At 63.7% G+C, this 21,255-nt stretch carries 16 protein-coding genes; 6 read left to right on the forward strand and 10 right to left on the reverse strand.

Features of this window, described 5'->3' with window-relative positions; all coding sequences use genetic code 11:
* Nucleotides 1-54: 54 nt before the first annotated feature.
* Genes peaD through peaA form a run of 4 tightly spaced genes read right to left on the reverse strand, consistent with a single transcriptional unit; the run spans nucleotide 55 to nucleotide 4,574 of the window.
* On the reverse strand, nucleotides 55-1,173 hold the full coding sequence (gene peaD / locus LMH93_RS15455) for a quinohemoprotein amine dehydrogenase subunit beta (RefSeq protein WP_230064339.1): 1,119 nt from the start codon (nucleotides 1,171-1,173) through the stop codon (nucleotides 55-57).
* A 31-nt stretch (nucleotides 1,174-1,204) separates the two neighbouring features.
* Nucleotides 1,205-1,528: a quinohemoprotein amine dehydrogenase subunit gamma gene (gene qhpC, locus LMH93_RS15460; RefSeq protein ID WP_003248007.1), complete on the reverse strand. Its 324-nt coding sequence runs from the start codon at nucleotides 1,526-1,528 to the stop codon at nucleotides 1,205-1,207.
* A 1-nt stretch (nucleotide 1,529) separates the two neighbouring features.
* Nucleotides 1,530-2,960: a quinohemoprotein amine dehydrogenase maturation protein gene (gene peaB, locus LMH93_RS15465; protein WP_230064340.1), complete on the reverse strand. Its 1,431-nt coding sequence runs from the start codon at nucleotides 2,958-2,960 to the stop codon at nucleotides 1,530-1,532.
* 48 nt (nucleotides 2,961-3,008) lie between these two features.
* On the reverse strand, nucleotides 3,009-4,574 hold the full coding sequence (gene peaA, locus LMH93_RS15470) for a quinohemoprotein amine dehydrogenase subunit alpha (protein WP_108190383.1): 1,566 nt from the start codon (nucleotides 4,572-4,574) through the stop codon (nucleotides 3,009-3,011).
* 403 nt (nucleotides 4,575-4,977) lie between these two features.
* Here peaA and LMH93_RS15475 point away from each other — a divergent pair, with 403 nt between their 5' ends.
* From LMH93_RS15475 to LMH93_RS15495, 5 genes are all read left to right on the forward strand, one after another.
* Entirely contained in the window at nucleotides 4,978-6,471 is a 1,494-nt protein-coding gene (locus LMH93_RS15475) for an aldehyde dehydrogenase family protein (protein WP_003248002.1), read from the forward strand.
* Nucleotides 6,472-6,612: 141 nt separating this feature from the next.
* Complete coding sequence (locus tag LMH93_RS15480; protein WP_102885300.1) at nucleotides 6,613-7,926, forward strand: hypothetical protein; 1,314 nt, start codon at nucleotides 6,613-6,615, stop codon at nucleotides 7,924-7,926.
* A gap of 208 nt (nucleotides 7,927-8,134) precedes the next feature.
* Nucleotides 8,135-8,656, forward strand: coding sequence for a 2,4'-dihydroxyacetophenone dioxygenase family protein (locus LMH93_RS15485; RefSeq protein WP_004575243.1), 522 nt, complete (start codon nucleotides 8,135-8,137; stop codon nucleotides 8,654-8,656).
* Nucleotides 8,657-8,690: 34 nt separating this feature from the next.
* On the forward strand, nucleotides 8,691-9,509 hold the full coding sequence (locus LMH93_RS15490) for an SDR family NAD(P)-dependent oxidoreductase (protein ID WP_102885299.1): 819 nt from the start codon (nucleotides 8,691-8,693) through the stop codon (nucleotides 9,507-9,509).
* Between the two features lie 10 nt (nucleotides 9,510-9,519).
* Nucleotides 9,520-10,530, forward strand: a complete 1,011-nt coding sequence (locus LMH93_RS15495; protein WP_102885298.1) for an alcohol dehydrogenase catalytic domain-containing protein — start codon at nucleotides 9,520-9,522, stop codon at nucleotides 10,528-10,530.
* Nucleotides 10,531-10,589: 59 nt separating this feature from the next.
* On the opposite strand, the gene LMH93_RS15500 is transcribed toward LMH93_RS15495, so the two are convergent.
* Together LMH93_RS15500 and LMH93_RS15505 are read right to left on the reverse strand one after the other, a co-directional pair.
* Nucleotides 10,590-11,864, reverse strand: coding sequence for a carbohydrate porin (locus LMH93_RS15500; RefSeq protein ID WP_185280272.1), 1,275 nt, complete (start codon nucleotides 11,862-11,864; stop codon nucleotides 10,590-10,592).
* 194 nt (nucleotides 11,865-12,058) lie between these two features.
* Entirely contained in the window at nucleotides 12,059-13,798 is a 1,740-nt protein-coding gene (locus LMH93_RS15505) for a sigma-54-dependent Fis family transcriptional regulator (protein WP_004575239.1), read from the reverse strand.
* 251 nt (nucleotides 13,799-14,049) lie between these two features.
* Between LMH93_RS15505 and LMH93_RS15510 the strand changes: the two genes are divergently transcribed.
* A complete protein-coding gene (locus LMH93_RS15510; RefSeq protein WP_185280270.1) occupies nucleotides 14,050-15,303 on the forward strand; it encodes an MFS transporter in 1,254 nt (417 codons plus the stop codon).
* Nucleotides 15,304-15,355: 52 nt separating this feature from the next.
* On the opposite strand, the gene qhpG is transcribed toward LMH93_RS15510, so the two are convergent.
* Genes qhpG through LMH93_RS15530 form a run of 4 tightly spaced genes read right to left on the reverse strand, consistent with a single transcriptional unit; the run spans nucleotide 15,356 to nucleotide 20,953 of the window.
* Complete coding sequence (gene qhpG, locus LMH93_RS15515) at nucleotides 15,356-16,648, reverse strand: flavin-dependent monooxygenase QhpG (protein ID WP_102885295.1); 1,293 nt, start codon at nucleotides 16,646-16,648, stop codon at nucleotides 15,356-15,358.
* Entirely contained in the window at nucleotides 16,641-17,318 is a 678-nt protein-coding gene (gene qhpE / locus LMH93_RS15520; protein ID WP_070095886.1) for a subtilisin-like serine protease QhpE, read from the reverse strand. Before qhpE ends, qhpG begins: the two co-directional genes overlap by 8 nt.
* The gene (locus LMH93_RS15525; RefSeq protein WP_230064341.1) at nucleotides 17,308-19,041 is read right to left on the reverse strand and encodes an ABC transporter ATP-binding protein; all 1,734 of its coding nucleotides are present in this window, start codon (nucleotides 19,039-19,041) and stop codon (nucleotides 17,308-17,310) included. The genes qhpE and LMH93_RS15525 overlap by 11 nt, the downstream gene beginning before the upstream one ends.
* A 1-nt stretch (nucleotide 19,042) precedes the next feature.
* Nucleotides 19,043-20,953: a sigma-54-dependent Fis family transcriptional regulator gene (locus tag LMH93_RS15530; RefSeq protein ID WP_102885292.1), complete on the reverse strand. Its 1,911-nt coding sequence runs from the start codon at nucleotides 20,951-20,953 to the stop codon at nucleotides 19,043-19,045.
* Nucleotides 20,954-21,255 lie beyond the last annotated feature (302 nt).

A 21,255-nucleotide genomic window follows, 5' to 3' on the forward strand; every position in this document is an offset into this window, starting at 1 on the left:
CTCAAATGTGGCGCCGTCCTTTGTAGGTTTACCCGCGAAGAGGCACACACCGGTTTAGCGAACGAACACCTGCGGCGTCGTGGTAGACATGTCACCACCCGGCAACTTGATGTTCTTCACCTTTTCCAGCGTATCCGGGTTGAACACCGCCAGGTCATTGAAGGTGCCGCCCAAGTAAAGCTTGTCGCCCTTCTTGTCGAACGTCACGCAGTAGTAGGTGTGCTCCAGATTAGCCGCCTTGATCAGCTTGCGCTGTTTGATGTCGTACTTGGCCAGGCGGTTGAGCACGCCGTAGATCTGGTTCGGGTCCTTGGGCGAGCGCAGGCCGGTGAAGTACAGCTCGGTCAGGTCGGCGAACTCCTGGGTGTGGGTCTTGCCGGTCTTCAGGTCGATGCTCAGGTAGCCATACAGCGGTTCGGCGGTGGCCGGGTCCTGCTTGCCATCCTTGAACTTGGCAATGGTGTACAGCATGGTGAACTCATGGCGCGGGCTCTGGTGCGGCCAGAAGTACAGCACATCCGGGGCGCTGTAGCCTTTGCGGTTCCAGTTGCGCAGCGGCAGGGCTACCGAGTATTTGCCGGTCTTCACGTCCATCTTGTAAATGTCCGGCCCGGCAACGTACAGGCTGCCATCGTCGGAGGCGCGCATCAGGTACACCTGGCGCGGCATCGGGAAGCTGCGTACGGGCTTGGCCTGAAGACCATCGGCGGTGCTGAACACCTCCAGCCGGGGTGGCTTGACCACGTAATGGTCGTTCAGCCTCTGGGTCGGGTTGACCGTGGCATACACCTCTTTGCCGTCTGGGCTGATGGCGAACGAATAGATCGACCGGCCGACTTCACCGGCTACGCTGGACAGGTTGGCGTGGAAGGTGTTCTTGCAAGTGTCCAGGTCGATGCCGTAGATGTCGCCGTAATGGTTGTTGAGCACGTAGGCGGTGCGATTGTCCGGCGCCATCATTGCGGTGCCAGGGCCGAACTTGTCCGGCATCCGGCAGCTCTTGTAGACCGTGTCACTGGCCACATCGACTACATGCAGGTTGTTCGGGTAGTTGGTCACGATCATGTATTCGTGGCCAGCCTTCAGTGCCGGGCCAGTGTCGTCGGCCTGTGCCAGCCCGGCGCCCATGGCGGCGATGGTGAGCGCCAATGGCGCGCAGCGTCCAGCTTTCATGCGGTTTCCCCTTGTCATTCTTGTTGGGCCGTCACTTGTCTTTCGGGAACACGGTGCCGAGGTTGCGCCAGTCCTCTGCCGAGTTGGTCGCCTGGGCGTTCCAGTCCTGGTAGGTGCTCATCATGTCCGGCACCTGGGCCGGCCACCAGCAAGGGTCGGAACAACCATAAAGGTCGGCCTCCATCGGCTGGCACAGCGAGCTCACGCCGCCAAAGGCGTCCACCTCCCAGCCGGGGTCGGTAGTGGCCGTGCAGCCGGCCACCGCGCTCATTGCCATCACGTCTTCGACACGGTCTTCGGCGGCGGCCTGCTCCAGGATGCGCGCCTTGTTGTTCAGGGGCTTCAAGTGCTTCATGTCAATGCGCCTTCCGCGGGGTGATGTAGCGATCGATGAAGGCCGGGTTGGCGGCCATGATGCGGCTGTAGACTTCAATGCCGAAGTCCACCCAGTCGCGCATCAGTTCGCAGTAGTGATACGTCGGGTGCTGCGGGTCGCCGTAGCGCGCATAGCTTTCGTGGTAGCAGCCGCCGGAGCACAGGTTGCGGATACGACAGCTTTCACAGCCGGTGTTGCTGCGGTCCAGGCGCTGCGACAGGAAGTCGTTGAGCTGCACCTGCTTCACGCCCTGGTGCACGTTACCGAAGGTGGGCAGGCTGGAGCCGGTGAAGCGGTGGCACAGGTTCAACTCACCTTCGTGGTCCACTGCCAGCATCTTCAACCCGGCGCCACACGGCAGGGCCTTCTTGTGGCCTTCGTGGATGTCGGTGATCAGCTGATGCAGGTTGGAGAACCCGATGTTGCGGTGCTCCAGTGCCGCCTCCAGGTAGCGCCGGCCGAGCGCCTTCATGTTGGCGAAGACTTGCACCAGCTCGTCGCCAGTGAGGTTGAAGTCGGCCATGTCGCCAGAGGTAACCGGGGCAAAGCCGACGTCGGCGAAACCCATTTCGTTGAACAGGTGGTTCCAAATGGTTTCAACGTCAGTAATGCCACGGGTCAGCGTGACCCGCGCGCCCACCGGCCGGCTGGTGTAGCGCGACAGCAGCAGGTCGGCCTTGCGCCGCACCACGTCATAGGTGCCCTGCCCGCCCACGGTGATACGGTTGCGGTCATGCACGGTCTTGGGGCCATCGATGCTGATCGACAGGCCAAAGCGGTGGGCGTTGAGCCAATCGATGATTTCTTCGGTCAGCAAAGTAGCGTTGGTGGTCATGATGAACTCCACCTGCTTGCCCGCTTCGGCGAACCGCCGCTCGCAGTAAGCCACCATGTGTTCGATCAACGGCCGGTTGGACAGCGGTTCGCCACCGAAGAACACCACGCTGTAGCGCTGCTCGTTGGGTGATTCCTTGAGCAGCATCTCCACCGAGGCTTCGGCGGTGGCGGTACTCATCTTCTTGCCGGCGGAAGGCTTGTCCAGGTCTTCCTTGTAGCAATAGGTGCAGCTGAGGTTGCAACCGGTGTTGACGTTGAGCACCACGGTGTTAAGTGCGGTGCGCTCGACTTGCCTGAGGGCGATTTCCGGGGTCAGCGGCGAGCCGTCGCTGACCAGCTCCAGCGCGATCAGCTCGCGCAGGGTGTCTTGGATATCGTCGCCGGCAAACTGCTGGCCAAGGCGCTGCATCAGCTCCTCGGCCGAGCAGCCTTGCTGGCGCAAGGTGTCGATGATGCCGCCGGTCACCGCGTCAGCGGTGAACAGCGAACTGCTGGGGATATGGAACAGCATGCGGTCGGCATCAACCTGTACTTCGTGCAGGTTGCGTTCGACCAGGTTCAGTAGTACGCCCATGGCGACCTCCCGATAATCGATCCGTTGGAAAACCGTTGCAGCCTGCCGTTACGGCAGCGGCGGGTTATTCCAGCGCTGTACGGTGACGATCATGTGCCCTTCGCCGGTCTGGCCACCGTCGGCCAGCGTGGCGATGACCTTCAGGTTACCGGCGTTGTTGGTCATCATCTTGCGCTCAGGGTTGGGTCCGGCACCGCCTGGCACGAACACACCGTCGGCCTGCATCTGCCCGGCGAACTTGACGTCTTCATCCTCGACAGCACGCTCGTTGAACGGCTCGACCTTCCAGCTGGCCGGCAGGTAGCCGATACGCAGCGGCTGGCCATTGGCATCCTTGCCCCAGGCTTCGGCCTCGAAACGCCCCTGCACTTTCGGCACGGAGGCACCGTTCTCGCCAATGCGCGCGATGGAGAACGCCGGCACGACCTTCACTTCATCGACTTTGTCGTAAACCGCCAGGTTCACGCCCTTGAGCGCACCTACCGCCACCTCGCGCAGCCCTGGCCTGGCATCGGCCGCGGCACGGGCCTTGACCCTTACCAGGGTCGGGGTCTGCTCCAGCACTTCGGTCACTTCCACCCCGGCGCCCAGGTCCGGCTTGCCAGTCAGGCCGCTGCCAACCAGGGTGATTTCGCTTTCGCCTCCGGCTTTGATGAACGCCGGTTGTACCGCCAGCAACTGCGCCTTGCCTTCTTTTACAGCGCTGAAGTCCAGGCCGCGCTCATCGTGATCGGCTTCGAACATACGGCCTTTCATTTCGCCATCCAGCGCGGCGAACACCTGTCGCAGGTTGGCATCGCCAACCTTCACATTGCCCCGCCATTCATAACCGTTGTACAGGATGGCCGAGCCGCTGCCGTTGAACGGTGTACCGTCGGCGTAAGCGCCCTTGACCTCGACCTTGAAGGTATCGCCCTCTCCGGCCGTGACGCTCATTACCCCACGTACATCGCCCTTGGCCAGCATATGGCCGCTGAATGCCCACTGCCCCGGCAGTACGTCCGCCTTGGGTTTGGCCTTCTGCCATTCGTCCCAGGCCGCGCTGTCCATCGGGAAGCGCTTGGCAAGGTCCGGCACCACTTGCTGCAGGGCGATCGGCAGCCAGTCGCGGTCACGCGCCAGAGCCTGGTATTCAAGGGACGGCCATTGGCCAAGGTGGAAGTGGACCAGGTGTTCCCACTCCTTGGCCGGGCGCCGTTGCAAGGCGACACGGGCACCCGAGTGGCAACGGCCACAGGTCTCGCTGAGCTGGGTGTCGAAGTGCTCGACGGTATTGAGCCGACGCTCCATGGCGTAACGCACGCCATCGGTTTCGCTGGGCGCCAGGCCCTGTTTGTCGGCCAGGTATTTGACCAGCGTGCGACGGTCGTCGTCGCTGATCTGAAGGCCATGCATCACCTGCATGCGGGCGATGCTCATCAGCCAGCCTTCCGGCGTCTTGCGCTGGTGGCTGATGCGGCTATAGGTGTCGTTGCCTTCGGGGATATGGCACCCCATGCACTTGTTCTGCAACAGGCTCGGGCCCTGCTCGGCCGCCATGGCCTGGGTGCTCAGCAGCGCGGCGGCGACCAGCGCCAGTTTGCCCGCATGCCGCCGGAGTCGAGTCGTCTTCAAGGTCAGACCTCCACGGTTGTTGTTCTTATCGTTTTCGCACGCTTTGGTACAGCAGGTGTGCATGTGACGGTTGTGATACAGGAACTGTGCCAGTTAGGGTAAAAGCGTTTCCTTTCAACCCTTTAAGCGGTTTTCGGGGCTTGGCCAGGAGCCGGGATGGCCATTTGCAGCGTGCCATTTCGCGACAGGGTGTTTCATGTTGAGACAGGGCCCGCGAAGAGGCCGAACAGCCACTGTTTCATCACCGTCTCACACCGTCTCAATGTGCAACAGCGCAACCTGGCAAACGCAGCCTTGCGCTCAGGCAAAACCCAACGCCCACAACGCTTTGCGGCCATCTGCCCAGGTTGGCACGGCCATTGCGCCAGTGCCCGTCACATCCAATGACAAGAGGCACAGCCCCATGCTTTCCGAACTGCCCATCCTGCCCGCCACCCGCGCCTTTCTCGAACGCAAGCTGAAGATGCGCATCGGTGCCGACTGGCAGGACGCCGCCAGCGGTCGCACCCTGTCGTTCCGCAACCCGGCCACCGGCGAGGTGCTGGGTGAAGTGCCGGCCGCCGAGGCCGAAGATGTCGACCGCGCCGTGCGCGCTGCGCGCCAGGCCTTCGACGACTCGCCCTGGAGCCGCATGCGCCCGCGCGAGCGGCAGAACCTGCTGTGGCGCCTGGCCGACCTGATGGAGCGCGATGCGCGTCAGCTGGCCGAACTGGAATGCCTGAACAATGGCAAGAGCGCCGCCGTGGCCCAGGTGATGGACGTGCAACTGGCCATCGACTTCCTGCGCTATATGGCGGGCTGGGCCACCAAGATCGAGGGTAGCACCGTCGAAGCGTCCATGCCGTTGATGCCCAACGACCAGTTCCACGGCTTCGTGCGCCGCGAGGCAGTGGGCGTGGTGGGCGCCATCGTTGCCTGGAACTTCCCACTGCTGCTGGCCTGCTGGAAGCTAGGCCCGGCCCTGGCCACCGGCTGCACCGTGGTGCTCAAGCCTGCCGATGAAACCCCACTGAGCGTGCTCAAGCTGGCCGAGCTGGTCGACGAGGCCGGCTACCCGGCCGGCGTGTTCAACGTGGTTACCGGTACTGGCCTGAACGCCGGCGCCGCGCTCAGCCGCCACCCCGGCGTAGACAAACTGACCTTCACCGGCTCCACCGAGGTCGGCAAGCTGATCGGCAAGGCGGCCATGGATAACATGACCCGCGTCACCCTGGAACTGGGCGGCAAATCGCCGACCATCGTCATGCCCGACGCCAACCTGCAGGAAGCCGCAGCCGGTGCGGCCACGGCGATCTTCTTCAACCAGGGCCAGGTGTGCTGCGCAGGCTCGCGGCTGTATGTGCACCGCAAGCACTTCGACAATGTGGTGGCCGACATCGCCGCAATTGCCAATGCCATGAAGCTGGGCAACGGGCTGGACCCGGCGGTGCAGATGGGCCCGCTGATTTCAGCCAAGCAGCAGGACCGCGTCACCGGCTACATCGAGCTTGGCCGCGAACTGGGCGCCACCATCGCCTGCGGGGGTGAAGGTTTCGGGCCTGGTTACTTCGTCAAGCCGACGGTGATTGTCGATGTGGACCAGCGTCACCGCCTGGTACAGGAAGAAATCTTCGGGCCGGTACTGGTGGCGATGCCATTCGATGACATCGACGAAGTGATCGGCATGGCCAACGACAATCCCTATGGCCTAGGTGCAAGTATCTGGTCCAACGACCTGGCCGCTGTGCACCGCATGATCCCGCGCATCAAGTCCGGCTCGGTGTGGGTCAACTGCCACAGCGCGCTGGACCCGGCGCTGCCGTTTGGTGGCTACAAGATGTCTGGCGTTGGTCGTGAGATGGGGTCAGCGGCCATCGAGCACTACACCGAGCTGAAATCGGTGTTGATCAAGCTCTGATCCTTTTTCCTGTACCGGCCTCTTCGCGGGTAAACCCGCTCCTACACCCGGTATCACATGCCCTGTAGGAGCGGGTTCACCCGCGAAGAGGCCGGCACAGGCAACAAAAAAAAACAACAATAAAAACCATGGAGCAAACCCATGAGGCACACACTCGCCTGCACATTGGCCCTGCTGTTAACCGCCCCCGCCAGCCAAGCCTACGAGCTGTACAACCAAAATGGCACCACCCTCAACGCCGACCTCGAAGCCCTGTTCGGCGTCTTCCACAGCGACGAAAGCTTCAACCAGGCCGGCAACCGCCAACCCGGCAGCACCGCCTGGCAGGAAGGCTACGTCAAATACGGCCTCAGCGGCAGCCAGACCCTGGCCGATAGCGGCACCCTCTACGGGGCCTTCAGCCTGCTCAGTTCCGCCACCTGGGGCGATGGCGACGCCGCCGGCCTGACCTTGGGCGACGAACGCCGCACCGCCATCGAAGACTTGTACCTGGGCTGGCGCTCGGCCAACCTGTTCCCGGCGCTGGGCGAAGATGGCGTGGACATTTCCGGTGGCCGCCAGGTCGTCACCCTGGGTGATGGTTTTCTGATCCAGGGTGACCCGGTCAACCTGGGCAAGGTCGACCTGGGGGCCAACTTCGATCGCGGCGGTGCCTACTACCTGGCCGCACGCAAGGCCTTCGACCGCACCGCCGTGCTGCGCCTGGGTGGCAACCAGGGCTGGCGCGGTGACCTGATGTGGTTGAAGTCCGACAACCATTACCAGGCCGACACTTCCCTGGCGGTCGCCAACCTGGAGCACGTCGCCGATACCGGTACCGTCGGCCTGAGCTGGATCCGCGGCCTCGACGTGGACCAGCGCTACGCACAGATCATGGGCCTGGAACACCGCGACGGCATGGACACCGCCAGCTTGCGCGGGCGCGGCAACCTGGGCGTGAAAGACCTGGAGCTGGCCGCCGAGTACGTGACTCAGGACAAGACCGGCGGGCGCGAGAATGCCTGGTACCTGGAGGGCAACTGGACCTTCTCCCAACTGCCCTGGTCACCCACCGCCACCTACCGCTACAGCCGCTTCTCCGAAGGCTTCGACCCGCTGTTCTATGGCCTGAGCCGGGGTTACGGCACCTGGTTCCAGGGTGAAGTGGCAGCCAACTATGCCGGGCCGTTCAACAAGAACAGCCAGGTGCACCATGTCGCGCTGAAGGGCAAGCCACGGGACAACCTGACCGTCGGCGCACTGTACTTCGACTTCGACACGCTGGACACCGACCAGGGCAACCTTGGCGGGCGCGAGCTGGACCTGTATGTGGAATGGATGGTCAACGACCACCTGCTGATCAGCCCGGTGGTGGGGTTCTACAAACCGGAGCGCAGTGCGGCCAATGGCGGTACGCAGCTGGGTGGGCGGGATACCGGGACTTACTTGCAATTGATTGTCGGGACCTTCTTCTGACCTGCAATAGCGGGGCGCGGCGCGCCCCTTCTGCACCACCGCGCTTGATCAAATTTAATCATCAAGCCTGCCAAGCTGCATGAATTCTCACCACCTTAACCCGCTCTAACCCGCGTAAATCAGGCCTTTCAGGGCTTGGCACAGGCTGTGCAAAAAGATCCTCGCGAGCCAACGCTCGACCATAAAAACAACACATCGAGGCCTGTTCATGAACACCACCCTGAAGCCAAGCATTATCCAACTGCCGCCTGAGCCCCATGCCGCCATCGTCGACCGCTACGGCCTGCATGGCGGGCACATCGGCACCGGCGAAGATGAATCGCCCTGGGTCCCGTTCGGCGATTGCGCCGCCATACGCCACCTCAGCTTCGATGTGCGAACCGGCAGCGTATGCAACATTCTCTGGGTCAAGGGCGGCGGCCGCATCGGCACCCACCGGCACCGCGCAGCGGTGTCAGCAGTAACGCTGGAGGGCACCTGGGGATATTACGAGTACGACTGGGTATCGCGGCCCGGCAGCTTTGTCTACGAAACCCCAGGCACCGCCCACACCCTGTATTCCGATGACCCGCAAGGCATGAAGGCACTCTTCTGGATTCACGGGCCCATCGAGTTTTTCGACGAGCACGGCCAGCACACCGAAACCACCGACGTGTTCTGGTTCATCAACCATTACGTGAGCCATTGCGAAAAACACGGGCTGCCGATCAATCAGGCGTTGTTCCTGTGAGCGGGTGTAGCGGTCAACGGACAGGGAGGTGCTGATGAAATACTGGGAACGATTTGCCGTCGAAGGCTTGACCTGTGTGGTCACCGGCGCCGCCAGCGGCATTGGCCTGGCCTATGCCGAAGTAATGGCCGAAGCCGGGGCACAGGTCACCCTACTGGACCTGGACGCCGAACGCCTGCAGGAACAGGTAGCGCGCTTGACCGCGCTGGGTTTCGCCGTGCACGGTGAAGTGGTGGACGCCACCGATCGCCAGGCGATGTATGCCTGTTTCGAACGCATCGGCGAGCGCTATGGCCGACTGGATGTTGTGTTCGCCAACGCCGGCATCGACGCTGGCCCCGGCTTTCTGGACAGCGAGGGCCAGCGCTGCGCTGAAGGCGCACTGGAGACGTTGGACGAAGCGCACTGGGACAAGGTGCTTGCAACCAACCTCACCTCGGTGTTCACCACCCTGCGTGCGGCAGTGTGCTTGATGAAACCGCGTGGTCAGGGCCGCATCATCGTCACCACCTCCAATGCCGCGATCATAAATGAAGCCATCGTAGGCACCCCCTACATGCCAGCCAAGGCGGGCGCTGCATCACTGGTGCGGCAGGCCGCGATGGAACTGGCCCGCTATGGCATCAACGTCAACGCGATCGCGCCTGGCCCGTTCGTGACCAACATCGCCGGGGGCCGCTTGCGCAACCTGGCCGACCGCGCGGCGTTCGCCCAACGGGTGCCGCAACACCGGATCGCCTCCACCGAAGAAATCAAAGGCCTGGCCTTGTTCCTGGCCTCACCGGCCTCGGATTACGTCACGGGCGCGCAGATCGTCATCGATGGCGGGCAGATGCTCGGCCGGGTGGACTGAGGAGGCGATGATGCAAGCGATTCTGTTCAAGGGCCTGAACCAGCCCTTGCAATTAGGCACAGTTGCGATGCCGGTGCCCGCTGCCGACGAAGTGCTGATAGAGGTGTGCCGCTGCGGCATCTGCGGCAGTGACCTGCACATGACCCAGGACCCTGCTTTCGATATTGCCCCAGGTAGCGTGCTGGGCCATGAATACAGCGGGCGCGTAGTTGAATGTGGCAAGCAGGTAAACAACCTGAAAGTCGGCGATGCCGTGGCCGTGGCACCTTTGCGCGGTTGTGGGCAGTGCGCCAGTTGCCTGCGCGGTGAGCCTGCCTGGTGCCCCGCGTTCAGCTTGCAGGGTGGTGGTTTTGCGCAGTGGGCGACTGCCAAGGGCCACCAGTGCCGGGTAATTCCGAGCAGTGTCGGGCTCAAGGACTGCGCCCTCGCCGAGCCCCTTGCCGTGGCTTTGCACGGGGTGATGCGGGCAGGGCTCAAGCCTGGCGCGAAGGTACTGATTCTGGGCGCAGGGGCTATCGGCCTGGCAGTGGCCTACTGGGCCAGGCGCCTGGGTGCAGCCACCGTCGCCATCACCGACTTGGGCGATTGGCAGCGCGAGCGCGCGTTGCATCTTGGGGCGACGCACTTTCTGGTAGGCGACGGCGCACTGCCAGCGTGTATTGCGCAAAACCTGGGCAGCGCGGCCGACATCGTTTTCGAGTGCGTCGGCCGCCCAGGCCTGATTGCACAGGCTATCGACCATGTGCGCCCACGGGGCACGGTTGTGGTGCTTGGGCTGTGCACGGTCGCGGACAGGTTCATGCCGTTCCAGGCAGTGTCCAAGGAGGTGAACCTGGTCATGTCGGCGTTTTTCAACATGGACGAGTTCTGCGCCGCTGTAGATGTGCTGGACGGCCCGGATGCCACCCCACTGACGATGGTCAGCGAAACGGTGTCGCTGGCCGAAATGCCCCTGGCATTCGAAGCCCTGCGCCAACGCCAGCATCAATGCAAGGTCATGGTTGCCCCCCAGCAGGCCTGATCCCTTCAGCCATCACCGGTAAAAACCTCCCGCTTCGGCGGGAGGTTTGCGTTCAGGGCCTACAAACCGAACGCGGAACCGAGGTTGTACATGACCTCCAGGGCTATTACCGCACCGTCGCCACTCACTGGCGCGCTGGGGTTGTAGAAGTTGTCCGGGTTGAAGATGTACTGCACGCTGGGCTCCAGTGCGAGGTTGCGGGTGACTTGCCAGTGCGTGTTCAGCTCGATGCGAGATACACCTCGACGCGTACGCTCATCGCGGCCGGTGGCAAGCAGCCGCGCGTGCTCTTGCCAGGCTGCCTGGCGCGCACCCAGGCGCAGGTAGCTGGCCTTGAGGTTGAGCGTATCCTGCGGCCGACCGAACGGGCCAAGGCGGGTCACACCAACTTCGGCGAAATGGGAAAAAGGCTGCATGTCATCGGCGCTCCAGGACCAGGCGCCAAACACCTGCCAACCCCGCTCGGGCACGGCGGCCTCGCCTTCTCTGGCCAATGTCTGGCGGAACTTGAACAGCAGCCCATCGCTCCCCCTGCGCAAGCGGCCGTCCATGGGGTCGATCTGTTCGCCGGTGTTATGAAAACCGTTCAGTTCGTAATGGTACGCATAAGGGTCCTGGGTAAAATCCGCTTTCGCCCCTACCCCGGCCAGCCAGGTGACACCGCTGGCGTCACCCGGGTCCCAGTCAAACCCCTTGGTACGTTTGAAGTAGTGCTGGGGGTTGGATTCGAACACCCCGCTGTGCAGGTAGTAACCTGAATCGAAACGGTATCGGGTGTAGCCACCCCAACTGCCGTAGGGGTACGGCAGGATACCGGTGGAGTTATCGATGACCGGGTCGTTGCAGGTGATCACGTTTTCACAGTTGGCCATGTAGAAGTGCTGACGGGCATTGCTGCGGCCCACTGCCAGTTCCAGGCGGTCCTGCAACAGGCGCTGGTTCCAGGTAAAGCGAGCCAGGTAGCCGGTATCGATGTCGTTGTGCATCGGTGCCCCGGCAAAGAAACTCCCGGCCTTGCCCTGCCAACTGTCCTGGGCGGGCTGCCCCTCGCCACGCATGAACGGGAAGAACACGTACTGCAGGTTGAACGATGCCCCGGCGATGTTGGCCAATGCATCAAGGTCGCCCTCGACTCCGGCAAACACGTTGCCGCTGTTGGCATAGTGGTAAGGGTCAGGGCCGGTATACAGGTTTTTCACCGACAGGTTCCACACTTGCAGGTCCAGCTTGATCGCCTCCTGTGCGTGGGCAGCACACGCAAAGGCGGTCAATGCAATGGACAAGGCGGTAACGCGAACGCCAGGCACCCAGGTGCCGCTCGGTTGAGCATTCATGATGCACTCTCTGTTTTTGTTGTTATGAAGTGCGACCTGAAACTACCGCTTCAGGAAGTCGCGCCTGGTGCATCGCAAGGGCTGTGCCAGCCCCCTGGACGCGGCGAAACTCCCTGTGCCATGGGGTTTGTGCAACGGTACCCGTTACCTGGCTTGATCAAATTGATCCGCTTTGATCAAGCTCGATGATCAACTCAGCCCTGCCCGTGCGCCTTCAGGCGGTAGGCCAGTTGCGGGCGGCTGATGCCCAGTTGCCGTGCGGCGGCGGACAAGTTGCCATTGCAGGCCTGCAACACCAGCCGGTATTGATCCAGCTGCTGGTTGTGGATAGCGTGCTTGAGCTCGGCCATGGGCGAGCCCTGCGGGTCAGGCTCACTGGCCGCTTTGCACAGGCTGCCGTCACCGCCCACACCCAGCCCGGTGCGGGGCGCCTGCTCACCGGACGGGAACAGGTGCTGGGTGCGGATGGCCGCTTGGCCGGGTGCCGCGATCACCCCCCGCTCCACCAGGTTTTGCAGCTCTCGCACGTTGCCGGGGTAGCTGTAGTTGAGCAGCGCTTCCACGGCCCGGGCACTGAACCCGGTAACCTGCTTACCGTGCAGTTGGGTGAAGTGTTTGAAGAAGTGCTCCATCAGCAGCGGGATGTCATCCCGGCGCTCGCGCAGCGGTGGCAGGTGGATGGGGAACACGTTCAGCCTGAAGAACAGGTCTTCGCGGAAGGTGCCACGGGCAATCGCCTCGCGCAGGTTGGCGTTGGTGGCAGCAATCACCCGCAGGTCGACCTTGATCGGCTTGTTGCCCCCCACCCGCTCGATTTCCCCCTCTTGCAAGGCGCGCAGCAGCTTGGTTTGGGCGCTCATGCTCAACGCCTGGATTTCATCCAGGAACAGCGTGCCGCCAGAGGCCCGCTCGAAGCGACCGGCACGCGCCTGCGTTGCACCGGTATAGGCCCCTTTTTCGGCACCGAACAGCTCGGCTTCCAGCAGGCTTTCCGGCAAAGCCGCACAGTTGACGGCCACCAACGGCTGTTGCGCGCGCGGGCTGAGCCGATGCAGCGCCTTGGCGAACACTTCTTTGCCCACCCCCGATTCACCGCTGAACAGCACCGTGGCACGGGTGGGTGCCACTTGCGCAATCTGATGACGGGCAACGCTGAACGCAGCAGAAATACCGACCATATCGTCCTGCAGCGGCAAGCTGCTGGCCGTGCAGGCAGGCTGTACCGCTTCGCCCTCGGGTGGCGACCAGATCGAGTTCATCTGAATGAAGTGCGAAGGGTCCCAGTAGCGCTGCTCGGCGCCGAGTTCATGATTGGGCAAGCGATCTGCCGTATCGCCGACAATCCGGCAGCAGCGGCCGCCTGCGGCCACGCATTCGACCTCACGGTACACCACCAGCTTGCCGATAAAGGCGCTGGCATAACCGGCGGCGTAGCCGAGGGTCATCCAGCACGCAGCCTCGTCGCCAACCCCGTAGTGGGCTATGTGCTCATGGGCTTCACGCGAGTCGTGCCACAGGTATTCCCCGTGGAAGTGGCCGCGTTCGATGTCCAGGTCAAGGTCGACCGTTTCCACCCGCACCACACCCTGCAACGCATGCAGCCGGCCGCCGGCAATGAACGAGCTGCGCTCGTCCGATGCCGGCCAGCGCTTGCGTACCAGCGCGGCATCCTGGCTACCCGCCGAATAACCGATGCGCATCAGGATGCGCCGCGCGCCTTCGCGCCCGACGCTTTCGATCAACTCGCGGCGCAATGCACCCAGCGCGCTGGAATGCAGCATGACCATGCTCTGGTCGTCCAGCCAGATACGCGCATCCTCATCTGAAAACCGCAGGTAGCGACGCAGGTCGGCCGGGGTCGGGCTGCTGGTTTCATAGGCCTGAGGGGAACGCGACACAGCTTCGCGGGGTGCCGCGATGGATGAACGACTCATACCTTCTCCTATTGTTCTTGTTCTGCGCACGGGCGGTGTCACGCGATGGCCAGGCCGATATTTGATCATCAACTTTTGCCAGCTTGATCAACAAAGATCAAGGCTTGCGCCGCTCCAGCCCCGGCTCAAGGCCTTGTATGCAAGGGCCTGGGGCTGGCCTGCGCAATTGGCCTAGCGTTTGCTATCACCTGCTGGCGGACGCCTTTGAACGTCGCGTATTCCAATAACAATAATCATGCAGGAGATACACCATGCGCCGCTGGTTCTCTTCCTACGAAAACCGCTTGCTGTTCGTGCTCAGCCTCAGTTTCGGTTTTGTTTTCTTCGACCGTAATGCAATGAGTTTCCTGGCGCCCTTCGTGGCCGACGACCTGTCCTTGAGCAACACCCAGATCGGCTTGCTGGTATCGGCCTTGTCATTGACCTGGGCACTGTCCGGGTACCTGCTTGGCGCCCGTTCCGACCGCAGCGGGCGCCGCAAGCCTTACCTGTTGGTGGCCGTGATCGTGTTTTCGGTGTGCTCGTTCTTCTCCGGGCTGGCCAGCACCTTCTTCATGCTGCTGGCTGCCCGCCTGCTGATGGGGGTGGCCGAAGGCCCGATACTGCCTATCTCGCAAACCCTGATGGCGATGAACTCCACGGCAAGCCGCCGCGGCCACAACATGGGCATCATGCAGAACTTTGGCAGCAACCTGCTGGGCTCATGCATAGCGCCCCTGCTCCTGGTGGCCCTGGCCAGCCACTACCACTGGCGCCTTGCATTCATCGTCGCGGGCATCCCCGGGTTGATTGCCGCGTGCATGATCTGGAAGTACGTACGCGAGCCCAGGGAGGTAGTCATTGCCCAGCCGACGACACCGTCCGCCTCGCAGCCCGTCGCAGCAGGTTCGCTGTTAGAACTGCTGCGTTATCGCAACGTCTGGTTGAGCATGCTCATCGCCTGTTTCTACGTGGCGTGGATGGTGCTGGGGTGGGCGTTCATGCCGGTGTACTACATGAACGAGCGGCAGTTCGGCTCTACCGAAATGGGTATCTTGATGAGCGTGCTGGGTGCCAGTGCCACGCTCTGCAGCTTCATCGTGCCTGCGCTTTCCGACCGCCTGGGCCGGCGCATGGTAGTGGTGGTGTTCTCCCTGATCGGGGCGCTCACGCCGCTGGCAGCGCTGTATTTTCAAGGGCCGTTCTGGATGCTTTGCACGGTGTTGTTCATCACCTGGTCGGCCAGCGGAGTGGCGCCGATCTTCATGGCCACCATTCCATCAGAAACCGTACCGGTTCATCGCATTGCCGCCTGCGTCGGGCTGGTGATGGGCATGGGTGAAGTGGTCGGCGGCGTGCTCAGCCCGGTGCTGGGCGGCTGGCTGGCGGACATTCATGGTCTTGGCGCACCGTTGCTGCTACAAGCAGGGTGCGCAATCGTTGTTGGAGTGCTGGGGTTGGGGCTGATTGAAACTGCCCCCCTGCGCGCAGTCGGGCGCAGCAACCTGACGGCGGTAAGCGAGTAGCGGTCCAGAGGCTCCGAACCGGGATCCTGGGGACGCCATGCAGCCCCGGGGTTCAGGTATAGCCCTGTTCTGTGAGCCAACGTCGCACCATTTTCTGATGCTCAACCTGCTGTCCCTCAAGCACAGCACTGAGCGCCAGGCCAGCCTGAAGCCCGCGAACTATCGGTGCCAGTTCTACACCTTGCAAATGCCAAACCCCCAGCGGCTGGTCCGCCGTCACCACGACCTCGGCTTCATCCACCAGCCCGTCACGCAGCACCGGCCGCCGCTCAACCCGCACCGCTTGCCAATCAGCCGCCTGATGCAGGGGTTGCGCATCCGGCCAACCCTGGCGCCGGGCCCAGAACGGTTGCCCCACCCGGCTTTGTTCCTGGGCATAGAAATCCCGGCCAATGCGGGCAAAACGCAAGAACAGCTGCTCGACCCGCTGCTGGTGAAACTGCCGCGCCAGCTCGGCCCGCTCAGGCCTGCGCAGCAACGTGTTGATCACCACCGGCGCCTGCAATGCCGAAGAGAGCGACTGAAAAATCCCGTTGCCCGACAGCGGGTCAACAGCCATGGCGGCATCCCCCACCCGGATCCAGTCCTGCCCGACACATTCACCCGCCAGAATGGCGCTACTGCTGCGTGCATGCACCTGTGCCGGTATCAATGCCTGATCGTTGAACAGTTCAGCGACCAACGCGCTGCGGCCCCGCAACGCCACGCAGTACGCTGCCAGCCCAGCCTTTCCCGGCAGCCCGGCAGCGTCCTGGGTGACTTGCCAGTAACAGCGGCCATCTTCCAGCCGTGCCATCCACGCCCAGCCATCCTCCAGGCTCTCCACCGCCGACGCAGGCGCACCGGGGCTACCCTGCCAGACATTGAGCAAGCTGACCGTTTCCGGCCCACGCAGGCGGTCTGCGGCCAGGGGTGCCTGACGGCCTCGAGCCTCGACCAGGAAATCAGCAGTCAGCACCTGCCCATCGTCCAGGCGCACATGATGACCGACCCCCTGCACGACCTCACGCACCCGCCCCTCGACCACACTCACGCCTGCGCGCTGAAGGTCTTCGCGCAGCGCCTGGTCAAAGCGCTGCCGGTCGAGCAAAAACTCCTGGTTCATGTGCAGGTGCTGGCCGTTCCAGAGCACCTGGCGGGTGGCCGGCATGGCCGCCTGGCTCAAGGCCCCACCCAGGCCTGCATGACGCAAGCCCTCCAGCACCCGCTGCGAAACACCTTCAACTGCCGCGAAACGGCGCCACTCCGACACCACCGTCACGGTGTAACCCAGCCGCCGCAAGCCAATGGCCGTGGCGGCACCCGCAGGGCCGGCGCCCAGCACCACAATGCGCAGCTCAGCCATGGCGGGCTCCTCGTCGCTCGGGCCCCTTGAAGGCCGCATGTTCACGCAACCAGTCATGCACCTGCTGGCGGTCCATCCCCTGGGCATCACGCAGCAAGGCGGCAATCTTCCCGCTCAACGCCGCGCAACCCAGGCTCGCACCCGCCCGCTCACTCGCACCCACGTACGCGCCAAAATCCGCCTGTCGAGTACCCAGCCACGACCACTGGCCCGGTGCACAGCGGGCGTCGCCAGTGACCCGAATGACACCCGGGTAGCTGGCCGGGAACACCGGCCCACCCTGCGCCGGGCTGGATGCACACAACAGCACACCTGCGGCCAAAGCCTCGGCACAGGCCTGGTGCAGCACGGGCCGGTCCTGCTGCAAGCCCAGGCTCAGGTTGACCAGCGTGGCCCCCGACTCCACCAGCCACAGCAATGCGGCAGCCACCTGCAACGCACTGGTGCTGGCCTGGGCACTGAACACCTGAGCCACTAGCACCGACACAGGACCAGCCTGGTGTTGCAAGCTGGCGAGCACTGCACTGCCGTGCCCAAGTTGGTCTGGGAGCATTTCACCTTCGCGCAACTGGCCGTCTTCCAGCCAGAAACGGCGGGCGTCCCGCAAGCCGTTGGCCTGCTCCGGCGAGCAGCCGCTGTCGATGATGCCAACGCGCACGTCAGTGCCCATGCTTGACCACCTCCTGCGCCAGTACCTGCAACTGACCGTCATGCAGTTGCAGATGCAGGTCGGCATCGGCCAGGGTCGAAGCCCGGTGGCTGATCAAGATGCGCGTGCGGCCGGCGAACAGTTGGTCGATGGCCGCGATTACTTCACGTTCGGTGGCCTCATCCACCGCCGAAGTGGCCTCGTCCAGCACCAGAATCGCCGGGGCCTGCAACACTGCACGAGCAATGGCAATACGCTGCTTCTGCCCCCCGGACAACTGCTGGCCACGCTCGCCCAGCAGGCCGTCCAGGCCCAGCGGCAGGCTGTCGACCAGGCTGTCCAGCCGCGCCAGGCGCACCACCCGCTCCAGTTCATCACGGCTGGCCTCGGGCACGCCATAAGCCAGGTTCTGCGCCAGGGTGCCACGGAACAGCACGACGTCCTGGCTGACCACGGCGATTCGCCTGCGCAGCGCAGCCAGGTCCAGGTCGCGCAGGTCGACGCCGTCCAGCAGGATGCGCCCGGCGTCCGGGTCGTAGAAGCGCTGCAGCAGGTCGATCAGGGTTGACTTGCCCACGCCGGAGGCACCGCTGATGGCGACTTTCAGGCCACCCGGGATGCTCACCTGCACGTTGTTCAGTACCGCACCCTGGCGCCCCTCATGGGCAAAGCTCAGCGCCTCCAGGCGCAACTCGCCTGGGCCATCGGGGATGGGCTGCGGATTGACTGCCTGATGCACGGTCACCGCTTCGCGCTTGAGCTCCATGACCCGCCCCAGGCTCACGGCCATGCGCTGCACCGCCACATACAGGCCCAGCAGGCTCTGCACCGGCCCCACGGCCATGCCCATGTAGGTAGAAAAGGCGATCAACGCGCCCAACTGCCAGGTACCCTGGATCACCCACCAGCCACCGACCAGAAACGCACAGGCGCGGCACCACGAGGTGAGCGTGCCGGGGATGGCCTGGGTGAAGAATTCGGTCACCTGCACCTTCAGCAGCTGGCGCATGTAACCTTGCCCAAGCTGGTCCAGGCGCCCTGCTTCCCGGCCTTGCTGGCCGGCCGCCTGGATGAACTTCATCGCCGGCAGGGTCTCGACCAGAAAAGACGACACATCCGCCGAGCGCTCACGCAGGTTGCGCACTTCGCGTTCCACCTTGCGCCGCATCCAGCGCAGCCATAGCACCTCGATCGGCACCAGCAGCGCCAACAACAGGGACAACTGCCACGACAGCATCAGCATCAACGCCACCGCGCCCACCAGGCCGATCACCGCCGACACCGCCGAGAACAGCGAGTCCACGGCAAAGCGCTGGATCTCTGCCACATCGCCATCCAGCCGCGAAAGAATGTCGCCGATACGCCGCCGCCCGTAAAAGGTCGGCGACAACTGTTGCAGATGGCGGTAAAGGTCGTCGCGCAAGGCGAACAGGATGCGCCCCGACAGGCGCGTGTGCAGGTAGCGGTTGACCCCAGCCAGCACCGTGCCCAGCAGGCCCGCGCCGATCATGATTGCCGCCATGTGCCAGAGGGTCTGGTAGTCCTTGGCCAACAGCCCTTCGTCGATCAGGGTTTTGACCAGCCAGGGTTGCGCCAGCGCCAGCAGCGATGCACCCAGCGACAAGCCGAGCAACAGGCCGATGGCACGCCGGTGTGGGCGCACGAAACCATACAGCCAGGCCAACGCCTGGCGCATGAGTACAGGGTCGCTGGAATCCACCAGCCTTGCGAACAGGCCGCCCACGTCAGCCGCGCAACTGCTTGAGCTTGCGGTACAGCGTCGCCCGGCTGATACCCAGTGCCTCGGCGGCGGCTGAGACGTTGCCCTGGTGGCGCGCCAGAGCACCGCGGATCTGTTCCAGTTCACTGTCCTTGAGGCTGCCGGAGGGCGCTGCGCTGCTGGCGAGTTCGTCCAGCAGGCAGTCGGTAAGGTGATCGAGTGTCAGCACCTGCTCGCCATCCTCGCGCATGGCCAGGGCGGTGCGCACCACCATTTCCAGCTGGCGGATGTTGCCTGGCCAGTCGAAGCCTTCGAGCAACGCGGTCAACGCCGGGTCGAGGGTTACGCCACGCGCATCAGCCTTGTCCAGCAGGCCCTGGATGATCGCCGCCAGGTCATCACGTTCGCGCAGGGCAGGCAGGCGCAGCGACACACCGTTGACCCGGTAGAACAGGTCTTCACGGAAGTGTTGTTCCTGCACCAGGCGCTTGAGGTCGCGGTGGGTGGCGCAGATCAGCGCCACGTCGATGTCCTGCTCGTCGCCCGCCCCCAAGGGTGCTACGCGGCGCTCCTGCAGCACCCGCAGCAGGCGTGCTTGCAGGGCCAGCGGCATGTCGCCGATTTCGTCGAGGAACAGCGTGCCGCCATGGGCCTGCATCAGCCGCCCGACCATGCCACCCCGGCGCGAACCGGTGAAGGCGCCCTCGCGATAGCCGAACAGCTCGGACTCGATCAGCCCTTCGGGAATGGCCGCGCAGTTGACTGCCACAAACGGTTTGTCGGCACGCGGGCTGGCCTGGTGCAAGGCCCGAGCGACCACTTCCTTGCCGGTACCGGTTTCGCCCAGCAGCAGCACTGGCAAACCATTGCCCAGCCCCTGGCGAGCCATGCGCAGGTTGCGCGCCAGGCGTTGATCACCACCGGCCAGAGCATCGAGTGCAGGCGACTGTTTGTTCAAGGCCGGCTTGCTGGATGGTGTGCTGGGGGTTACCCGGCCATGGCGCGGCAGCTGTAGGGCACGGAAATAGAACTCGCCCTTGGCGGTCTGCACGCTGCTCACCCCGCCCTGCCACAGGCGAGCGATAAAGGCCGGGGAACGTTCGCCCAGCAGGTCGGTGCTACGCCGCCCAATCAGTTCGTGACGCGGCACCTGCAACAGCTGGCAGGCACTGTCGTTGGCAGCCAGCACTTCGCCGTCCAGGCTCAGGGCCAACAGGCCGTGCCAGGCACTGTTGAGGTACTGCGGGCGGCTGTGGAAGGCCAGCACCAACTGGTCCGGGTGGCACAGGCCAAACAGGCGGCTTTCAATGTTGCCGGCTGCCAGCATCAGGGTCGACAGGCTGTCCTGCGGTTGCGCCATCACCCCTTCGCGGGTGATGTCGAGCACGCCGATCACCTCGCCGCGCGGGTCGCGCAGCGGCACGGAAGTACAGGAGAACGGGCTCAGGCGGTCAAGGTAATGTTCGCCGCAGTTGATCAGCGTCGGCCGGCCTTCGACCACGGCCGTGCCGATGGCATTGGTGCCACGCAGCGATTCGCTCCAGCAACTGCCCGGGTGCAGATCACGCAGGCCTTCGCGTTGCAGCACGTGCTTCTGGCCTTCGATGGCCAGCACGTTGGCCTGGGCATCGCCGAGGATGACGATGCCAGCCTTGCCCTGGCGCGCGACCAGGTAGTCGAGTTCGGGGGTAACGGCATCGATCAGCAGGCGGTTGCGCTCCAGCAGCAGGCGCAGGTCATGGCCCTGTTCCAGGCCCAGGCCGACCTGCTCGCCCTGCAGGCAGTCCAGGCCGTGGCCCAGGCTGCGGCGCCAGGAGGCGTCGATCTCGTCGCGCAGCATGCCCAGCGGTAGTTCGCCTTCGCTGGCCAGCTTCAGGCGGGCCTCGCGGGATTCGTGCAGCGGGTCGTGGGCGTTTGTTATAAGTTGTCGCGCCATTTTCTACTCCGGCTGTGCCCCGCGATGTGACGGGGTACGGGCTTGGGAATTTTCCGCAGTGTGCGGGAGAAATGGCTGGGCGTCATCTGGTTGGTGAATGCGTCGTGGCTGGGGCATGGCGCGCGGTTTGAGTGGAGGCCCCCGGGTATCGGCGTCAATCAAATGATTGTGTTGCCTGCACCGGCCGCTTCGCGGGTAACCCCGCTCCTACAGAGCTTGCGCCAAACTTGATACCCGTGCAATCCCGATCAAACCAGGCGCTCCCACCGTTGGAAGAGATCGTCATTCCATCAACCAAACTT

Source organism: Pseudomonas sp. CIP-10, from assembly GCF_020911845.1.
Taxonomy (GTDB): Bacteria; Pseudomonadota; Gammaproteobacteria; order Pseudomonadales; family Pseudomonadaceae; genus Aquipseudomonas; species Aquipseudomonas alloputida.